The 18,664-nt window shown below is 74.2% G+C and carries 3 protein-coding genes; 1 reads left to right on the forward strand and 2 read right to left on the reverse strand.

The features are described 5' to 3' along the window. Positions 1-18: 18 nt before the first annotated feature. Positions 19-7,320 (reverse strand): non-ribosomal peptide synthetase, encoded by a 7,302-nt coding sequence (locus GXP74_RS29610; RefSeq protein ID WP_182454294.1) that lies wholly within the window; start codon positions 7,318-7,320, stop codon positions 19-21. 182 nt (positions 7,321-7,502) lie between these two features. On the opposite strand from GXP74_RS29610, the gene GXP74_RS29615 reads away from it, so the two are divergent. Then, the gene (locus GXP74_RS29615; RefSeq protein WP_182454295.1) at positions 7,503-8,798 is read left to right on the forward strand and encodes an MFS transporter; all 1,296 of its coding nucleotides are present in this window, start codon (positions 7,503-7,505) and stop codon (positions 8,796-8,798) included. A gap of 177 nt (positions 8,799-8,975) precedes the next feature. On the opposite strand, the gene GXP74_RS29620 is transcribed toward GXP74_RS29615, so the two are convergent. After that, the gene (locus GXP74_RS29620) at positions 8,976-18,503 is read right to left on the reverse strand and encodes a non-ribosomal peptide synthetase (protein ID WP_182454296.1); all 9,528 of its coding nucleotides are present in this window, start codon (positions 18,501-18,503) and stop codon (positions 8,976-8,978) included. Positions 18,504-18,664: the final 161 nt, after the last annotated feature.

The following is an 18,664-nucleotide window of genomic DNA, read 5'->3' on the forward strand; positions in this document are numbered from 1 at the left end:
TTGTCGGGATCGGGTCCGTCAGTCGGTCTCGGCCAGCAGGCCGTCGATCAGGCGGGCGAGACCGGCGACGTGCGGCGGACGCAGGACGCCCAGGTGGTCGCCGCCGACCCGGTGGACCTCCAGGCCGCCCGGGGTCAGCTCGCCCCAGCGCGCCAGGTAGTCCCGGTAGGACTGCCCGGAGTTCACATCGTGCGCACCGCCGGCCAGTTCGTCGCCGATCAGCAGGTGCATCCGTCCCGGGTAGGGCCGGTGGCGGTACCCGAGGGTGGCCTGGGCCAGCTCGCGCCAGGCCTTGAGCCGCCCCGCCCAGAAGGTGTCCCCAGGTGAGGGCACCAACTTGGCGCCCTCGTCGATGACGTAGTCGAGCACCTTGAGGAACTCCTCCTGGAGCAGGACGATCTCCTCCTCGCCCACCGCCAGGTCGAGCTTGCGGAGCAGGTCCTCGCCGCGGGCGAACATCGCCACCTCCGCCCACAGGTTCCTGCGGGTGTGGCTGTCCAGGGCGGGGTCGAGCAGGGCGAAGGTGAGCTGCTCGCCGTCGCGGTGCAGCCGGTGCGCCAGTTCGCTGGTGACCGGTCCGGCGCCGCACCAGCCGAGCAGGTGGTACGGGCCGGTGGGCCGGATGGCGCGGATCCGGCCGAGGAACTGCTCGGCGACGCTGCCGATGCTCTGCGGGGAGGCGACGTCGAGGTGCAGGCCGGGCCACTCCAGGCCGACCACGGGCCGGTCCTCGGCGAGGCGTTCGGCGAGGTGGACGTACCACTGGGCGCCGCCCGGGTAGACGCAGAACAGCGGTGGCCGCCCACCCTCGCGGCGCAGCCACAGCACCGGGTCCGCGAAGCCGTCGGTGGCCCGCGCCGGGTCGGCGGCGGGTGCGGGTACGAGGTCGGCGGCGACGGCGGGGTCGATCGCGCGGGCCAGGTCGGCGACCGTGCGGTGCTGGTAGAAGTCGCGGAAGGCGACCGCGATCCCGTGGTCCTCGCGGAGCCTGACGATGACCCGCATCGCGGTGAGCGAGTTCCCGCCGAGGTCGGTGAAGGAGTCGTCGACGCCGACCCGGGGCAGGCCGAGCACCTCGGCGAGGGCCGCTGCCAGGACGCCCTCCACGGCGGTGCGCGGCGCCAGGTACTGGGTGGCCGGACGGCTGCCGGTGTCGGGCTCGGGCAGGGCGTGCGGGTCGACCTTGCCGCTCGGGGTCAGCGGCAGGGCGTCCAGCAGGGCGAAGCCGGACGGGACGAGGTACGCGGGGAGGGTGCCGAGCAGCCAGTCCCGCAGCTCGGCGGGCCCGACGGCCGCGCCGTCGCGCGGTACCACGTAGGCGGCCAGGCTGTGCTCGCCGCCAGGCGCGGTGCGCACCCGGACACTGACCTCCCGGACCGCCGGGTGGCGCCGGAGCACGCCCTCCACCTCGCCGGGCTCGATGCGGTAGCCGCGGATCTTCACCTGGTCGTCTGCCCGGCCGCGGTACTCCAGCAGGCCGTCCTCCCGGTAGCGGGCCAGGTCGCCGGTGCGGTAGAGCCGGGCCCCGGGCACGGCCGCGTACGGGTCGGGGACGAAGCGGTCGGCGGTCAGCCCGGGCCGCTCGACGTAGCCCCGGGCCAACTGGGCACCACCGATGTACAACTCGCCGATGACTCCGGCCGGGACCAGCCGCAGGTCGCGGTCGAGGATCCGCATCACGGTGTTGGCCGCCGGGCGGCCGATCGGCACCGGGCCAGGGGGCAGGGTGTCGGCCCCGGCCTTCAGGAAGGCGCAGCCCACGGTGGCCTCGGTCGGGCCGTAGTGGTTGACCACCGCCGTGGCCGGGGCGTGTTCGGCCCAGGTGCTGAGCATCTCGCGGGTGAGCGCCTCGCCGCCGATCACCAGCCGGTCGGTGGCGGAGGCGAGCGCGCCGGGCGACAGCGTCTGGTTGAGCAGGGCCAGGTGCGTGGGGGTCAGCTTGACCAGGCCGAACCCGCCGCGCTCCAGAGCGGCGACCAGGCCGTCCAGGCCGGGGGTGCCGTCGTCCACGGTGAGGGTGACCGGCTGGCCGGAGACCAGGGCCGGAAAGAGCGAGGTGACCGGGAGGTCGAAGGTCATCGCCGAGTACAGCGGTGAGCCGGTGCCGTGGACGGGCGGGAACTCGGCCACGGTCCAGGTCAGGTAGTTGACCAGGGAGCGGTGCTCGATCATCACGCCCTTGGGGGCGCCGGTGGAGCCGGAGGTGTAGACGACGTAGGCCAGGTTTCCCGGGGCGGCGGTCGGACAGAGATCGCCCTGGTCCAGCGCGTCGAGTCCCGGGTCGCGGTCGAGCAGTACGGCCTCGCCGGGGTGGCCGGAGACCAGGTCGGCCAGGTCCTGCTGGGTGAGCACGGCCACGGCGTCGGTGTCGGCGAGCAGCGCGGTCAGCCGCTGCGCGGGATGGGCGGGGTCGAGCGGAAGGTAGGCGCCACCGGCCTTCAGCACCGCGAGCAGCGCGGCGACCAGGTCGGGGCCCCGGCGCAGCAGCACCCCGACCCTGGACTCGGGGCCCACCCCGAGTGCGCGCAGCCGCCGGGCGATCCGGTTGGCGCGCGCGTTGAGTGCGGCGAAGTCGACGGTGCTGCCGTCGGCGCAGTGCAGCGCGACGGCGTCCGGGGTACGGGCGGCCTGCTGTTCGAACAGCTCGTGCACGCAGACGTCCGGGCAGGCGGCCTCGGCGCCGGTCGCCAGGTCGAGCAGCCGCCCGCGTTCCTCGGCACCGAGGAGGTCGGCCTCGGCGTCGCCCAGCGGGTCGGCGGCCATCTCCTCCAGGATCCGCCGGTAGAGCCCGGCCAGCCGCCGCCCGTTCGCCCGGCTGATCCACTCGGGGCGACCGGCCAGGAAGAACACGCCGGGGAAGGTCCAGGCGTCCAGCGCGAACTCGTTGGGGCTGACGTCGACGACCTTGCCGGACTCGATCTGCCGGTTGTCCAGGACGTGGAAGTCCAGGTAGGTGAAGGACACTTCGACCAGCGGGGTGCCGTCACCCCAGGCGCGCTGCATCTCCGGCAGCGGGAAGCGGCGGTGCGGCCAGGCCGCCACCTCGGCGGCGAAGACCTGACCCGCCAGTTCGCGCCACGTGCCGCCGGTCAGTTCGACGCCGAGGGGCACGGTGTTGAGGTGCATGCCGCGCACCAGCTCACCGCCCGCGGTCTCCAGGCGGCCGTTGAAGACCAGTCCGCTGTGGAACCGGCGGCTGCCGGTGATCGTGGCCATCGCCTTCAGGTGGGCGGCGAACAGCACGCTCTTGAGCGGTACTCCGGCCGTGGAGGCCAGCCTGCGCAGGCCCGGCTCCAGGTCCCGGAACGCGACGGTGACGTGGTATGGCCGCTCACCGGCCGACGGATCGGCGGCCCAGGAGGGCGGCAGGACGACCCGCTCGAAGTCGGCGACCTGCCGCTGCCAGTGCGCGCGGTCCTCGGCGTCGGCGAGGGAGCGCCGCTCCAGCGCGATGTGGTCGGCGTAGCGCACGGTGTGCCCGGGGACCCCGGCCGGGGCCCGGCCGTCGCGGATCGCCCGGTAGTCGCGCATCACCTCGTCGATCAGCGAGTGGTGGCTCCAGCCGTCGAGGATCGCGTGGCACTCGATGAAGGAGAAGGTCCAGCGGTCGTCGGCGGTCAGGTGGACGTGGAAGCGCAGCATCGGCGCCCGGCCGATGTCGAAGGGGGTGCGGCGGGTCCGGGTGGTGAACTCCTCCAGCTCGGTCCGGATCCGCTCGGCGTCGAGCCCGCGCAGGTCGTCGTAGCCGACCTCCACGGTCGCGTCGGCGTGTACCAGCTGGAGCGGCTCCGAGTAGCCGTCGAGGTCGAAGCTGGTGCGCACGATCTCGTGCCGCCGGGCGAGCAGGGCCGCGGCCTCCCGCATCGCGGGCAGCGAGAACGGCGCGTCGTCGACGAAGGGGAAGAGCGTGATGTTGTGGTACGGGCTCTCGTCCCGGTCCGCGAGCATCTGGTAGACCATCGCGGCCTGCACCATGGCGAGCGGGTAGGCGTCCGTCAGGCCGGGCGGCAGGGCGGCGCGGTCGGCCTCCGAGAGCAGCGTGAACGGCGCCACCCGCTGCTCCTCGACGCTGGTCGGCCCGCCGGGCTTGACGGTGTCGGCGAACCGCGCCAGTTCCTCGACGGTCTGGTGCACCAGCAGGTTCTGCACCGTCAGATCGGTCCCGCGCCGGCGCAGCGCGCCGACGACCTTGATCGCCCGGATCGAGTCGCCGCCCAGGTCGAAGAAGTTGTCGAGGGCACCGACGCGCGGCATGCCCAGGACCTCGGTCCAGGTCTCGGCGACGATCCGCTCGGTGCTGGTGCGGGGCGCGAGGTGTCCGGGGCCGCCCAGGGCGCGGTGGGTGTCGGGGTCGGGCAGGGCGCGGCGGTCGATCTTGCCGTTGGCCGTCATCGGGAAGGCGTCGAGCGGGACGAAGACCGCGGGCACCATGTAGCCGGGCAGCGTCCGGCCGAGCGCGGTGCGCAGCCCGGACACGTCCAGGGTGCGGCTCGCCCGGGGCGCGACGTACGCGACCAGCCGGGACTCCCGTTCCCCGGCTCGGCGGTGGGCCACCACCAGGCTCTTGTCCACGTCGGGCAGGCCGCCGATGGCCGCCTCGATCTCGCCGGGCTCGATCCGGTGGCCGCGGATCTTCACCTGGTCGTCGGCCCGGCCGAGGAACTCCAGTTCGCCGTCGGCGCCGTAGCGGGCCAGGTCGCCGGTCCGGTACACCCTGGCGCCCGGCACAACGGCGTACGGGTCGGGCAGGAACCGCTCGGCGGTCAGCCCCGGACGCCGCAGGTAGCCGCGGGCCACCCCGGGACCGGAGACGTAGAGCTGGCCCGGCACGCCGATCGGCACCAGGTTGAGGTCCGCGTCGAGGAGGTGGAGCCGCAGGTCGCCGAGCGGGCGGCCGATCGGGCTGCGCCGGTCGCCACCGGCCTCCTCGGCCCGCACCCGGCGGTGGGTGACGTGGACGGTGGTCTCGGTGATGCCGTACATGTTGACCAACGTCGGCCGCTGGTCGCCGAACCGGTCGAACCAGGGCGCCAGTTCGGCGACGTCCAGGGCCTCGCCGCCGAAGACCACGGTCCGCAGCGCGAGCGCGTGGGGGAAAGGGTCGGCCAGGGCGACGGCCTCCTGCAGGCCGCGGAAGGCCGAGGGGGTCTGGTTGAGCACCGTGACGCGCTCGGAGACCAGCAGGTCGAGGAAGTCCTGCGGGGAGCGCGAGAGGGCGAACGGCACCACCACGGCCCGGCCGCCGTTGAGCAGCGCGCCCCACAGCTCCCAGACCGAGAAGTCGAAGGCGTAGGAGTGGAACAGCGTCCACACGTCCTCGGGGCCGAAGCCGAACTCCTCCTGGCAGGAGCGCAGCAAGCGCAGCACGTTGGCGTGGCTGACCGGCACGCCCTTGGGGGCGCCGGTGGATCCCGAGGTGTGGATGACGTAGGCGGTGTTGCCGCAACTCGCCCGTGGGGCGGGGTCGGTGTCGGGCCAGTCCTGGTCGTCCTCGTCGGGCAGCAGGGTGGTGACGGCCTCCTCCTCCCCGCGCCGGTCGGTGACCAGGCAGGCCACCTGGGCGTCGGCGAGGATGTACGAGAGCCGCTCGGCCGGCTGGCCCGGGTCCAGCGGGAGGTAGCCCGCACCGGACTTGAGTACGGCGAGCAGGGCCACCACCAGCTCCGGCCCGCGCTCGAAGCGCACGCCGACCAGCGCCTCCGGCCCGGCGCCCAGCGCCATCAGCCGGTGGGCGAGGCGGTTGGCGCGGGAGTTGAGCTCCGCGTAGGTCAGCGCGACGCCGTCGCAGGTGACCGCGACGGCGTCGGGGGTGCGCGCGGCCCACTCCTGGAACACCTCGGGGATGGTCTCCTCGGCGCGGTAGTCGCGGCCGGATCCGCTCCAGGAGGCCAGGAGCTCGCGCTCGGCGTCGGACAGCAGGTCGAGTCGGTTGACCGGACGGCCGGGGTCGGCGGCGATACCGGCCAGCAGCCGCAGGTAGTGCCCGATGGTCCGCTCGATCGTCGCCGCGTCGAACAGCGCTGACGCGTATTCCAGTTGGCCGGTGACGGAGCCGTCGGCGGTACCGGCCAGGGCGAGACCGAGGTCGAACTTGGCGGTGCGCCAGTCCACCGGCTGCTGCTCGGCGCGCAGCGCGCCCGGTTCGGCCGGGGTGTACGCGGCGAGTTGGAAGACCACCTGGAAGATCGGATTGCGGGAGGGGTCGCGCTCGGGCGCCAGCTCGTCGACCAGCCGCTCGAACGGCGTCTCCTGGTGGGTGAACGCTCCGAGCGCGGTTTCCCTGACGCGGCCCAGCAGTTCGAGGAATGACGGATCGCCGGAGAGGTCGGTGCGCAGCGCCACGGTGTTGGCGAACAGGCCCACCATGGCCTGGGTGTCGGCCCCCTCCCGGCCCGCGACCGGGGTGCCGACCACCACGTCGGTCTGCCCGCAGAGGCGGCCGAGCAGCAGCTGGAAGGCGGCCAGGAAGGCCATGAACGGGGTGGCTCCCCGACTGCGCCCCAACTCCGTTATCTGCGAGGCTAGTTCGGCGGGCACGGTGAACCTGGCGGTGGCTCCGGCCGAGTCCCGGACCGGACCGCGGGGCCGGTCGGTGGGCAGTGCGAGCGGCGCGAGGTCGGCCAGGGTGGTCCGCCAGTAGGCGAGTTGACCGGCCAGCCGGTCACCGGACAGGTGCGTCCGCTGCCAGGCGGCGAAGTCCAGGTACTGCACGCCAGGGGGGTCCAGCGGGTCGGGCAGGTCGGCGGCGAACGCCCGGTAGAGCCGGTCGAGTTCGCCGAGCAGGACCCCCTCCGACCAGCCGTCCGAGGCGATGTGGTGGACCGTCAGCAACAGCGCGCAGCCGCCGTCGGGGAGCCGCGCGAGCAGCGCCCGGACGGGGTGCTCGGTGGCCAGGTCGAGCGGCCGCGCGCCGTCCCCGGCCACCAGTTCGGCGAGCCTTCGCTCCGCCTGCTCCGGCTCCTCGGAGCACAGGTCGACCGTGGTCAGGGCGATCGGCCCGGGCGGGTCGATCACCAGCAGCGGCTCGTCGTCCACGGCTGGGTGGCGGGTGCGCAGCACCTCGTGCCGGGCCACCAGCGCGTCCAGCGCGCGCCGCAGGGCCACCGGGTCGACCGGGCCGGGCAGACGCAGCAGCAGCGGCATGAGGTATTCGGTGCCGCCCGGCAGGAGCTGGTCGAGCACCCACATCCGGTGCTGCGCGAACGACAGCGGAAGAGCGCCGTCCCGGGGCACGGGGGCGATCCCGTCCTCCCGCCTCTTCGTCAGGCCGCGCAGGCGCCGTTGCAGCAGCTCCGTGCGGGAGCTCGGGCTCGTGCTCATCCTTCGCCTTCCTGTGCGTACGACGGGTCCACTCCGGTGGCGGTCCACCGGCCGGGCGACAGCCTGCCGACTGCGGAAGGGGGGCGGCAGGGTCAGCCCGGCGAAGCCGGTGACGGCGGACTGCTCGTGTGACTGCCGGTCTTTCTCTGTCCCGGGAGCGGACGAGCTCGCAGCATCGAGCCATGACCGACATCGCACCCGTGCGCGAGGAAGTCCCCGAGGAGGTTCCGCCGTTGCTGCGCAACCGGGACTTCCTCCTGCTGTGGCAGGGGGCGGCGGTCTCCGGACTGGGCTCCAACGCCTCCAGCGTGGCCTATCCACTGCTGGTCCTCGCACTGACCGGCTCGGCGGCCGACGCCGGGCTCACCGGATTCGTCGCGCTGCTGCCGCAACTCCTCTTCCAGCTCCCGGCGGGAGTGCTGGTCGACCGCTGGGACCGCAGGCGGACGATGGTCTGGTGCGACGTGCTGCGCGGCCTGGCCCTCGGCAGCGTCGCGGCAACGCTGCTGCTGCACCGGCTGGTGCTGCCGTACATCCTGGTGGTCGGCTTCGTCGAGGGCACGCTGACCGTGGTCTTCCGGATCGCCGCCTCCTCGGCCGTCCCCAACGTGGTCCATCCCTCACAGCTCGCCGCGGCGCTGTCCCGCAACGAGGCGCGGACCCGCGGCGCCCAGATGCTCGGCAGGCCGCTGGGCGGCCTGCTGTTCGGGATCGGCAACGCGGTGCCGTTCGTCTTCGACACCGCCAGCTACCTGTGGTCGCTGGTCACCCTGCTGCTGATCCGCAGTGAGTTCCAGGCCGAGCGGCGCCCCCGCGGCGTCCCGCTGCGCCGCGAAGTCACCGAGGGCATGGGTTGGTTGTGGCGCAGGCCGTTCCTGCGCACCACGACCTTCCTGATCGCGGGCAGCAACCTGCTGTTCCAGGCGCTCTTCCTGACGGTCATCGTGATGGCCCGGGGCCACGACGGCTCCTCGGCTGCGATCGGCGTGATGTTCGGGGTGGCGGCGGTCGGCGGGGTGCTCGGCTCCCTGGTGGCTCCGGCGGCGGAGCGCCGGCTGTCGATGAGGACGGTGGTGATCGGTGCCAACTGGGCCTGGGCGCTGCTGGTTCCGGTGCTGCTGACGGTCCACGACCCGTATCTGATCGGCGGGGTCTACGCGCTGATGTGCTTCGTCGGGCCGGTCTGGAACGTGGTGATCTCCGCCTACCAGCTCGCGGTCACGCCGGACGCCATCCAGGGCCGGGTGCTGGGCGCCGTCGGGCTGATCTCCTTCGGCGCGATCCCGTTGGGCTCGCTGATCGGCGGCCAGCTCCTCTCCGGGCTCGGAGCGGTGTCCACCGTGTGGGTGCTGACCGCCTGGATGCTGCTGCTCGCGGTGACCGCGTCCCTCAGCCCCTCGGTGCGCTCCGCCCCCGCCCTCACCGGTGCCACCGCGACCGCCGCGGAGCCCGAGCCCGCGCCCGCGCCGACCGCCTGACCCGACCGACATACGAGAGCCGCCCCCGCGCGGCGCACGGCACCCGCCGTGCGCCGCGCTCCACGTGTGCGCGGGCCCGCCACCGGGGTCGGCCACCAGGGCCCGCGGCCGACCCGGCCGCGGAGAAGCGTCCGCCCGCCGCCCCCCGGTGGGGGCGGCGGGCGGACGCTCGGGGAGTCACTCCCGCGCCAGGAGGGCGGCGACCTCCTCGTCGGTCAGCGCGGCGACCTGTGCCTCCAGCGCCTCCATGACGGCCTGGCTCAGGCCGGCCACCGTGGTGGCCTCGAAGAGGCAGCGCAGCGGCAGGTCGACGTCGAAGACGGAGACCAGGCGGGCGAGGACCCGGGTGGCCAGGAGGGAGTGGGCGCCGAGGACGAAGACGTCGTCGTTGACGCCGATCCGCTCGATGCCGAGCACGTCCGCCCACACCTCGGCGACGATCTCCTCGGTCGGGTCGCGCGGTGCCTCGAAGGGGCGTTCCAGGAACTCCCGGTCGACGACGGGCTGAGGGAGGGCCTTGCGGTCGACCTTCTTGCTGGAGGTGAGCGGCAGGTCGGCCAGGGGCATCCAGAGCGAGGGGAGCATGTACGAGGGCAGCCGCTCACCGGCCCAGTCGCGCACTTCGGCGACGTCCGGGCCGGTGGTGCCGTGCGGAACCAGGTAGGCCACCAGTCGGCGGTCACCCGGCTGGACGTCACGGGCGACGACGGCGACCGCGCGCAGCGCCGGGTGCTGCGCCAGCACCGCCTCGATCTCCCCGAGTTCGATCCGGAAACCGCGCAGCTTGACCTGCTGGTCGATCCGGCCGAGGAACTCGATGGTGCCGTCGGCGAGGTAGCGCACCAGGTCGCCGGTCCGGTAGAGCCGCCCGCCCGGCAGCTCGCCGAAGGGGTCAGGGACGAACTTCTCGGCGGTGAGTCCGGGACGGCGGTGGTAGCCGCGGGCCAGTCGGACCCCGGCGAGGTGGAGTTCGCCGGGCACCCCGACCGGCGTCGGCTCGCCGTCGCCGTCGAGCACGTAGGCGCGGGTGCCGGGGACCGGGCGGCCGATCGGGAGGGCGGCCTCGCCGCGGCCCGGCGGGGCGGTCGGTACCGGGTGCAGGACGCAGGTGACGGTCGCCTCGGTGGGGCCGTAGTTGCACAGGAAGCGTCCGGGCAGGCCGGTGGCGGCCCAGGCGCGGGCGTCGTCCACGGTGACCACGTCGCTGCCGACGTTCATCAGCTTCAGGCCGCGTAGTCGTTCGTCGCCGGGCCGGACCTGCCGGATCACCTCACGGTAGTACGCGGGAGTGATCTCCATGACGGTGATGCCGTGGTCGGCGACCCGCTCGGGGAGTTCGGCCGGGCTCCAGAACAGCGGGTCGGCGACGACCACGGTCGCGCCCGCGATCAGGGTGGCGGCGATCTGGTCCATCGCCACGTCGAAGGTGAGCGCGGAGAGCAGCACCGCCCGGTCGCCCGGGACGATGCCGTAGGACTCGGCGATCACGCGGCAGTGGTGGGCGTAGGAGCCGTGCTGGATCAGGACGCCCTTGGGCTGTCCGGTGGAGCCCGAGGTGTAGATCACGTACGCCAGCTGGTCCGGTCCTGCCTGCGCCGGGAGGTCGCGGTCCGGGAGCCCGGCGATGTGCTCGGCCTGCGTGTCGGGCAGGACGAGCGGGCAGCGGGCGACGGCCGACAGCCGCTCGGCGAACGTGCCCGTGGTCAGCACGGCGCCGGCGTCCAGGTCGCCGAGCATGAACGCCAGCCGTTCAGCCGGGTGCTCGGGATCGATCGGCACGTAGACCCCGCCCGCCTTGAGCACCGCGAGCAGCGCCACCACGACTTCGACGCCGCGTTCCATGCAGACGGCGACCGGACGCTCCGCATCGACGCCGAGGTCGCGCAGGTGATGCGCCAGCTGGTTGGCCCGGGCGTTGAGCTCGGCGAAGGTGAGGGAGGCCGGTCCGAAGGCGACGGCGACCGCGCCGGGGGTCTCGGCCGCGCGCTGCTCGAACAGGGCCGGCACGCAGGCCGGTGGCGGCTCGGCCCCGGCCGGGTTCCAGCCGTGGACCACCCGGGCCCGTTCCGCCTCGGTGAGCATCGCCAGTCGGCTCAGCGGGGCATCGGGCTGCCGGGTGACCGAGCGCAGCAGCGACAGGTAGTGCCCGGCCATCCGCTCGACCGTGGCGCGGTCGAAGAGCGCCGTCGCGTACTCGAACAGCCCGTGCAGACTGCCGTCGGCGCGGCGGCCGAGCGAGAGGGTGAGGTCGAACTTGGCCGTCCGCCAGGGCGAGGGAACCCGCTCGACGGTGAGCCCGTCCAGCCGCAGCGGGGTGCTCTGGGCGTGCTGCAACTCGAACATCACCTGGAACAGCGGGTTGCGGGACAGGTCCCGTTCCGGCTGGAGGTCGTCGACCAGGCGCTCGAAGGGAAGGTCCTGGTGGCTGTAGGCGGCGACCACGTCCAGGTGGACCCGGCGCAGCAGCGCGGCGAAGCTCGGGTCGCCGTCAAGGTCGGCGCGCAGCACCACGGTGTTGATGAACGAGCCGACGACCTCCTCGACCTCGGGACGGGTCCGCCCGGCGGTCGGCGTGCCGACGGAGACGTCGGTCTGCCGGGTGTAGCGGGCGAGCAGCACGTCGAAGGCGGCGAGCAGCACCACGAACGGGGTCACCGCCTGGCTCCTGGCGAGTTCCGCCACGGCCTCGGCCAGTTCTCCGGGCACCGCGACGGCGAGCAGGTCGCCCCGCGGGTCGCGGACGGCCGGGCGGGGCCGGTCGGTGGGCAGCTCCAGCGGGGTGAGCCCGCCGAGCCGCTCCCGCCAGTGCGCCAGCTGGGTCTGCGGCAGCCCGCCCCGCGACCAGCGGTCCTGCCAGGCCGCGAAGTCGGCGTACTGGATCCGCGACGGGGGAGGAGGGGTGCCGCCGGCGACCCGGGCCCGGTAGAGCAGCCCCAGGTCCCGGGTGATCAGGTCGACGGACCAGGCGTCGACCGCGATGTGGTGGGCCGTCAGGGTGAGCAGGTGCTCCTCCTCGCTGACCTTGACCAGCAGGGCGCGCAGCGGCGGCTCCTGGTCGAGGCGGAACGGCCGGGCGGTCTCGGCCCGCACCAGTTCCCCGGCGCGGGCGGCGGCCTCGCCCGCCGGGAGACCGGAGAGGTCCACCGGTACGGCGCCGAGTGCCGTCGGCGGATCGATCACCTGCGCGGGTTCACCGCCGGGCGCCAGGTAGCGGGTGCGCAGCCCCTCGTGGCGGGAGGTCAGGTCGTCCAGGGCGGCGGTCAGCGCACGGGTGTGCAGCGGACCGCGTAGCCGCAGCACCAGCGGCACCAGGTACTCGGAGCTGCCGGGCTCCAGCTGGTCGAGGAACCACATCCGGCGCTGGGCGGAGGAGAGCGGCAGCGCGCCGCCGCGCGGCACCGGCACCACCGCTCCGGCCGGGTCGGTGGCCGGGGTGCCCGGGGCGGTGGCCAGTTCGGCCAGGGCGGCGACGGTGCGGCGGGAGAAGACCTCGGCGACCGGTACCTCGACACCGAAGGCCGCCCGCAGCCGGAAGACCAGCCGGGTGGCCAGCAGCGAGTGCCCGCCGAGGGCGAAGAAGTCGTCGAGCACGCCGACCCGCTCGCGGCCGAGGAGTTCGGCGAACACCTCGGCGACGGTCTGCTCGGCCGCGTCGCGCGGCACGAGGTAGCCCCCCGCCTCGTCCAGTCCGTCCAGGCCCGGGAGCGCGTCGCGGTCCACCTTGCCGCTGGCGGTGAGCGGCAGCGCGGCCAGGACCCGCAGCACCGTCGGCACCATGGGGTCGGGCAGCCGGGACGCGAGGTGGGCCCGCAGGGCGGCCGGGTCCGGTTCGAGGTCCCCGGCCGGGACGACGTGGCCGACCAGTTGCTGTTCGCCGTAGACGCCGACGGCCGCCGCGGCGACCGAGGGGTGCTCGCAGAGCACGGCCTCGATCTCGCTGGGCTCGATCCGGATGCCGCGCAGCTTGACCTGCCGGTCGAGTCGGCCGAGGTAGTCCAGCACACCGTCGGCGCGGCGACGGACCCGGTCGCCGGTGCGGTAGATCCGCTCGCCCGGCGCGGCCGGGTGCGGGTTCGGGACGAAGCGCTCGGCGGTCAGGTCGCCGCGGCCGAGGTAGCCGCGGGCCAGGCCGTCCCCGGCGACGCACAGCTCGCCGGGGACGCCGACCGGGACCAGGCCGCCGCCCGGGTCCAGGACCAGGATCCGGGTGTTGTCGATCGGGTGCCCGATGGCCACGTTCTCGCCGGCCTCCCGGCCGTCGTAGCGCCAGGAGGTCACGTCGATGGCGCACTCGGTGGGGCCGTAGGTGTTGACCAGGGTGACCGGCAGCATGCCGAGCAGCCGGTCGGACAGCTCCACCGGCAGCGGCTCACCGGCGCAGAACACCAGCCGCAGCGTGGCGCAGTCGCGCAGCTCCGGCTGCTGGACCAGCATCCGCAGCACCGAGGGCACCAGCTGGAGCACGGTGACCCGGTGGTCGGCCACCGCCCGCACCATGGCGGCCGGATCACGCGGCACGTCGTTGGCGGCGACCACCACCGCGGCGCCGCAGACCAGCGGGGCCAGGAACTCCCAGACGGAGGCGTCGAAGCCGACCGTGGTCTTCTGCAGCACCCGGTCCGCCGGACCGAGGCCGTGCTCGCGCACCGTCCACAGCACCCGGTTGCGGATGGCCGCGTGGCTGATCACCACGCCCTTGGGACGGCCGGTGGAGCCGGAGGTGTACATCAGGTACGCGGCCGAGGCGGCGTCGAGCGGCGGCGGCCCGGCGTCCGGTTGCCGGTCGATCAGCTCCCGGTCCTCGTCGAGCAGCAGCAGCCGGGTCCCGGCGCCGGGCAGTTCGTCCCGGATCCAGGACTGGCTGACCAGCAGGGCCGCGCCGCTGTCGGCGAGCACGTAGGCGCGCCGGTGCGCGGGGTGCGCGGGGTCGACCGGTACGTAGGTGCCACCGGCCCGGAGCACCGCGAGCAGGGCGGTGACCAGGTCGGCGTCACGGCGCAGGCAGACCGCGACCGGCGTCTCGGCACGCACGCCGAGGGCGCGCAGGTGGTGCGCCAACCTGGTGGCCCGGGCGTCGAGGTCGGCGTAGCTCAGGGTGTGCCCGCCGAAGACGACGGCGGGCGCGTCGGGGGTGCGGGCGGCCTGCTCGGCGAACAGCTCGGGCAGGCAGCGGGCGGGGCGCTCGACGGTGGTGTCGCTCCAGCCGCGGACCAGCAGCTCCCGCTCCGCGCCCCCCTGCGCCTCGACGTCCTCGATCGGCAGGTCGGGTTCACGGACCAGCGCGGCGAGCAGGCGCCCGTAGTACTCGGCCATCCGCTGCACGGTACCGCGGTCGAACAGCGCGGTGGCGTACTCGAAGACGCAGCGCAGGACCCCTTCGGCCTGCGGCTGCACCGAAAGCATCAGGTCGAACTTGGCGACCGGCCAGGAGACGGCGAGCTGCTCGACCCGGAGCCCGGGCAGGGCGAACACCTCGCCCCTGGGCGGGCGCAGTTCGAACATCACCTGGAACAGCGGGTTGCGGGACAGGTCGCGCTCGGGCATCAGCTCCTCGACGATCCGTTCGAACGGCACGTCGGCGTGGCCGTAGGCGTCGAGCGCCATCTCGCGGACCCGGCCGAGCAGGGCCGTGAAGCTCGGATGTCCGCCGAGGTCGCCGCGCAGTACCAGGGTGTTGGCGAAGAACCCGATCAGGGGCGCCGTCTCGGACCGCGTGCGGCCCGACACCGCCGTGCCGACCGCGAGGTCCTGCTGGCCGCTCCACCGGCCGAGCAGGGTGTAGAAGGCCGCGAGCAGCACCATGAACGGGGTCGCGCCGTTCCGGCGGGCCAACTCCTCGACCGCGGAGCCGACCCCGGCGGGCAGCTCGACGGCGAGCCGGTCGCCCCGCGGGTCGCGCAGACGGGGGCGACGGTGGTCGGTGGGCAGCTCCAGCGGGGGCAGCCCGGTCAGCCGCTTCCGCCAGTGCGCGAGCGGGGCGGCGAACTCCGCGGTGGCGGCGTGCTCGCGCTGCCACCGGGCGAAGTCCGGGTACTGGACCGGCAACGGCTCGACCGCCTCGCCCGCGTAGTTCCGCGCCAGCTCGTCGGCCAGCACCTCGACCGACCAGCCGTCCGACACGATGTGGTGCAACGTCAGCAGCAGGATGCAGTCGTCGTCGCCGACATGCAGCAGCATCGCCCGGACCGGGGCACCGGCCGACAGGTCGAACGGGACCTCCAAGTCCGCGCGGATCAGCCGCAGGGCCTCCTCCTCGGTGACCGCCCGCTCCGCCACCGGGATCCGGGCGTCGGGGTCGACGAGTTGGACCGGCTCGCCGTCGTGCTCCTCGTACCTGGTGCGCAGTACCGCGTGACGGCTCGCCAGGCCGTCCAGCGCCGCGGTCAGCTTCGACGGGTCCAGCGGGCCGCGCAGCCGCAGCGCGATCGGAACCAGGTAGTCGGTGGCGCCGGGCGCCAGGCGGTCGAGGAACCACAGGCGCTCCTGGGCGAAGGAGAGCGGCAGCGGTCCGTCCGCTCCACCCGCGGTGATCGGCGCCTGCCGGGCGTCGGCGACGGCGCCGAGGACCTCCGCGAGGCGGGCGACGGTACGGGCGGCGAACACCTCCGCCAGCGGAACCTCGGCCGACACCACCTGGCGGAGCCGGAACGCCAGCCGGGTGGCCAGGAGCGAGTTGCCGCCGAGGGCGAAGAAGTCGTCGTCGACGCCCACCTCGGCCAGTTCGAGCAGCTCGCACCAGACGGCGGCCACCGCCTGCTCCAGCGGGGTGCGCGGCGCGACCCGGTGGGCGGTCGGGACCAGCCGGGCGCCGCCCGGGTCGGGCAGCGCCTTGCGGTCCACCTTGCCGCTGGTGGTGAAGGGCAGCTCGGGCAGCGCCACGTAGAACGCGGGCACCAGGTGGGCGGGGAGCAGCCGTTCCAGGTGCGCGCGGACCTCGGCCACCTGCGGTGCCTGCTCCCCGGCCGGGACCAGGTAGGCGACCAGCCGGGCCGCGTCGCCCGTGCCGTGGGCGCTCACCGCGGCCTCGCGCACGTCCGGGTGTTCGGCGAGAGCCGCCTCCACCTCGGCCGGTTCGACCCGGAATCCGGCGACCTTGATCTGGGTGTCGACGCGGCTGATGAACTCCAGCAGGCCGTCGGAGCGGTGCCGGACCAGGTCGCCGCTGCGGTAGAAGCGGGCACCGGGGACCGCGGCGTACGGGTCGGGGACGAAGCGCTCCGCGGTCAGGTCGCCCCGCCCGTGGTAGCCGCGGGCCACCTGGACGCCACCGATGTACAGCTCCCCGACGGCGCCCGGCAGCACCGGGTCCAGCTCGGCGTCGAGCACGTACAGCGTGGTGTTGTCGATCGGTACGCCGATCCCCATCGGGCCCGGGTCGAGCTCGTGCGCCAGGAGGGCGAGGGTGGCGCAGCCGACCGTGGTCTCGGTGGGACCGTACTCGTTGAACACCACGGTGTCCGGGGCGTGCCGCCGCCATGGCTCCAGCATCGCGCCGGTGAGCTGCTCGCCGCCGACGGCCAGGTGCGGCGCCCCGGTGCGCAGCGCCGCGGGGGACAGCTCCCGTCCGAGCGGCCCGAGGTGGGTCGGGGTGAGCTTCAGCAGGTCGAAGCGGTCCCGGGTCAGCAGCTGGACCAGGCCGTCGAGTCCGGGGGTGCCGTCGTCGGGGGTGAGCGTGACCGGGGCGCCGGTGAGCAGCGCGGGGAAGATCGAGGTGACCGGCAGGTCGAAGGCCACCGACGAGTAGAGCGGGGTGCCCGCGCCGTCGGAGAGGTAGGTCCGGGCCGACCAGAGGACGTAGTTGACCACGTTGCGGTGGGTCACCACGACGCCCTTGGGCTCACCGGTGGAGCCCGAGGTGTAGATCACGTACGCGAGGTTGTCCGGTCCGGCGCCGGATCCGGGCGCTGCTTCCCGCTCGCCCTCCTCCACCGCCAGCACGGTCCCGCTCCAGCCCGCCACCGGTTCGCCGTCGGCGATCAGCAGCTCGGCGCCGGCCCGGGTCAGCAGCCTGCCGCGCCGCAGCGGCGGGTGGTCGGGGGCCAGCGGCAGGTACCCGCCGCCGGCCTTGAGCACGGCGAGCAGCGCCACCACCAGCTCCGGCCCCCGGCGCAGGCTGACGCCCACCAGGCTCTCCGGGCCCACTCCGTGGGCGCGCAGCCGGTGCGCCAGGTGGTTCGCCCGGCGGTCCAGGCGACGGTAGGTCAGTTCCTGCTCCGCGCAGCGCAGGGCGACCGCCCCGGGGGTGCGCGCGACCTGCTCGGCGAACAGCTCGTGCAGCGTCCGCTCGGGCATCGGGACGGCCGTGTCGTTGAACTTCTCGACCACGGCCTGCCGGTCCTGGTCGGTCAGCAGCCCGACGCGGTGCAGCGGGAGGTCCGGGTCGACCAGGACGGCGTCGAGCAGCAGCCGGAAGGCGTCGGCCAGACGCTGTGCGGTCGCCCGGTCGAACAGCGCGGTGGCGTACTGGAGACGGGCGTTGAGCCGCCCGTCGGGCAGCACGTCGGTGTCCAGCACCAGGTCGAACGGCGAGCCGGTCAGCGGGGTGCGGACCAGCTCGCAGTCGAGGCCGGGCAGCGCGATCGGCTCCGGCGGCGCGGTGCGCAGCGAGAAGGACACCTGGAACAGCGGGTTGCGGGCGAGGTCGCGCTCCGGCGCCAGCTCGTCCACCACGAGTTCGAACGGCGTCTCGGCGTGGCTGAGGGCGGACAGCGCGTCCGCCTTGACCCGGCCGAGCAGGGTCCGGAAGGACGGCTCACCGGTCAGGTCCCCGCGCAGCACCACGGTGTTGACGAACAGGCCGATCAGCCGCTCCGCTTCGGGCAGGCCGCGTCCGGCGACCGGGGTGCCGACCGCGATGTCCTGCTGGCCGCTGAACCGGGCGAGCACCGCCTGGAAGGCGGCGAGCAGCACCATGAACCGGGTCGCCCGGTGGCGGCGGGCGAGCAGCTCGACCGCGGCCATGACCTCGGCGGGGAGCTCGAAGCGCACGGCGTCACCGGCGCCGTCCCAGACGGCCGGCCGGGGCCGGTCGGTGGGCAGTTCCAGCGACGTCAGCGCCGCGAGCCGGGTGCGCCAGTGGTCCAGCCCGGTGGCCAGCTTCCGGTCGGTGAGCCGCCTGCTCTGCCAGTCGGCGAAGTCGGCGTACTGCACGGAGAGCGGCCCGAGGCCGGCCGGTGCTCCGCCGGTGCGCTCGCGGTAGCCGGCGGCGAGCTCGGCTCCGAGCAGGTTCCAGGACATGCCGTCGAAGGCGATGTGGTGCACCACCACGAGCAGCAGATGGTCCCCGGCGTCCGCCCGGGCCAGCACGGCCCGCAGCGGCGGCTGACGGCCCAGGTCGATCGGCAGCCGCAGTTCGTCCTCGATCAGCCGGGCGAACCGCTCCTCGCGCGCACCCTCCGGCGTCCCGGTGACGTCGGACTGGTCGAACGGGAACCGGGCATCCGGGGAGATCCGCTGCACCAGCGTGCCACCGTCCTGACGGTACGTGGTGCGCAGGATCTCGTGCCGCTCGACGACGGCGGTGAGCGCGCCGAGCAGCGCGCCGGTGTCCAGGTCGCCCCGGATCCGCAGCGCCAGCGGAAGCAGGTAGTCGGGCGTGCCCGGCCGCAGCTGGTCGAGGAACCAGAGCCGCTGCTGCCCGAACGACGCGCCGCGGGACACCCCCGCCGCGCTGTCCACGCCGCCACGACTGTCGTCAATCTCCACCGGCCACCTCCACGGGTCCACGCGGACGCGCACCGCGCCCCAGCGAAGCCTGCTGGTGGGCACGACCGCGGCACCAGGGACACAGCAGCAGGGTGCGTGCTCCCCCCGCTGCCCGTTTGTCTCTTGCCGCCGTTCCCCGGCTCCCGGCAGGCTCGCCCCGT

This window comes from Streptacidiphilus sp. P02-A3a, assembly GCF_014084105.1.
Classification (GTDB): Bacteria; Actinomycetota; Actinomycetes; order Streptomycetales; family Streptomycetaceae; genus Streptacidiphilus.

Excerpts from the sequence above, each read along its gene's own strand:
- GXP74_RS29610 (WP_182454294.1), bottom strand. The coding sequence starts at position 7,320 with ATGAGCACGAGCCCGAGCTCCCGCACGGAGCTGCTGCAACGGCGCCTG.
- GXP74_RS29615 (WP_182454295.1), top strand. The coding sequence starts at position 7,503 with ATGACCGACATCGCACCCGTGCGCGAGGAAGTCCCCGAGGAGGTTCCG.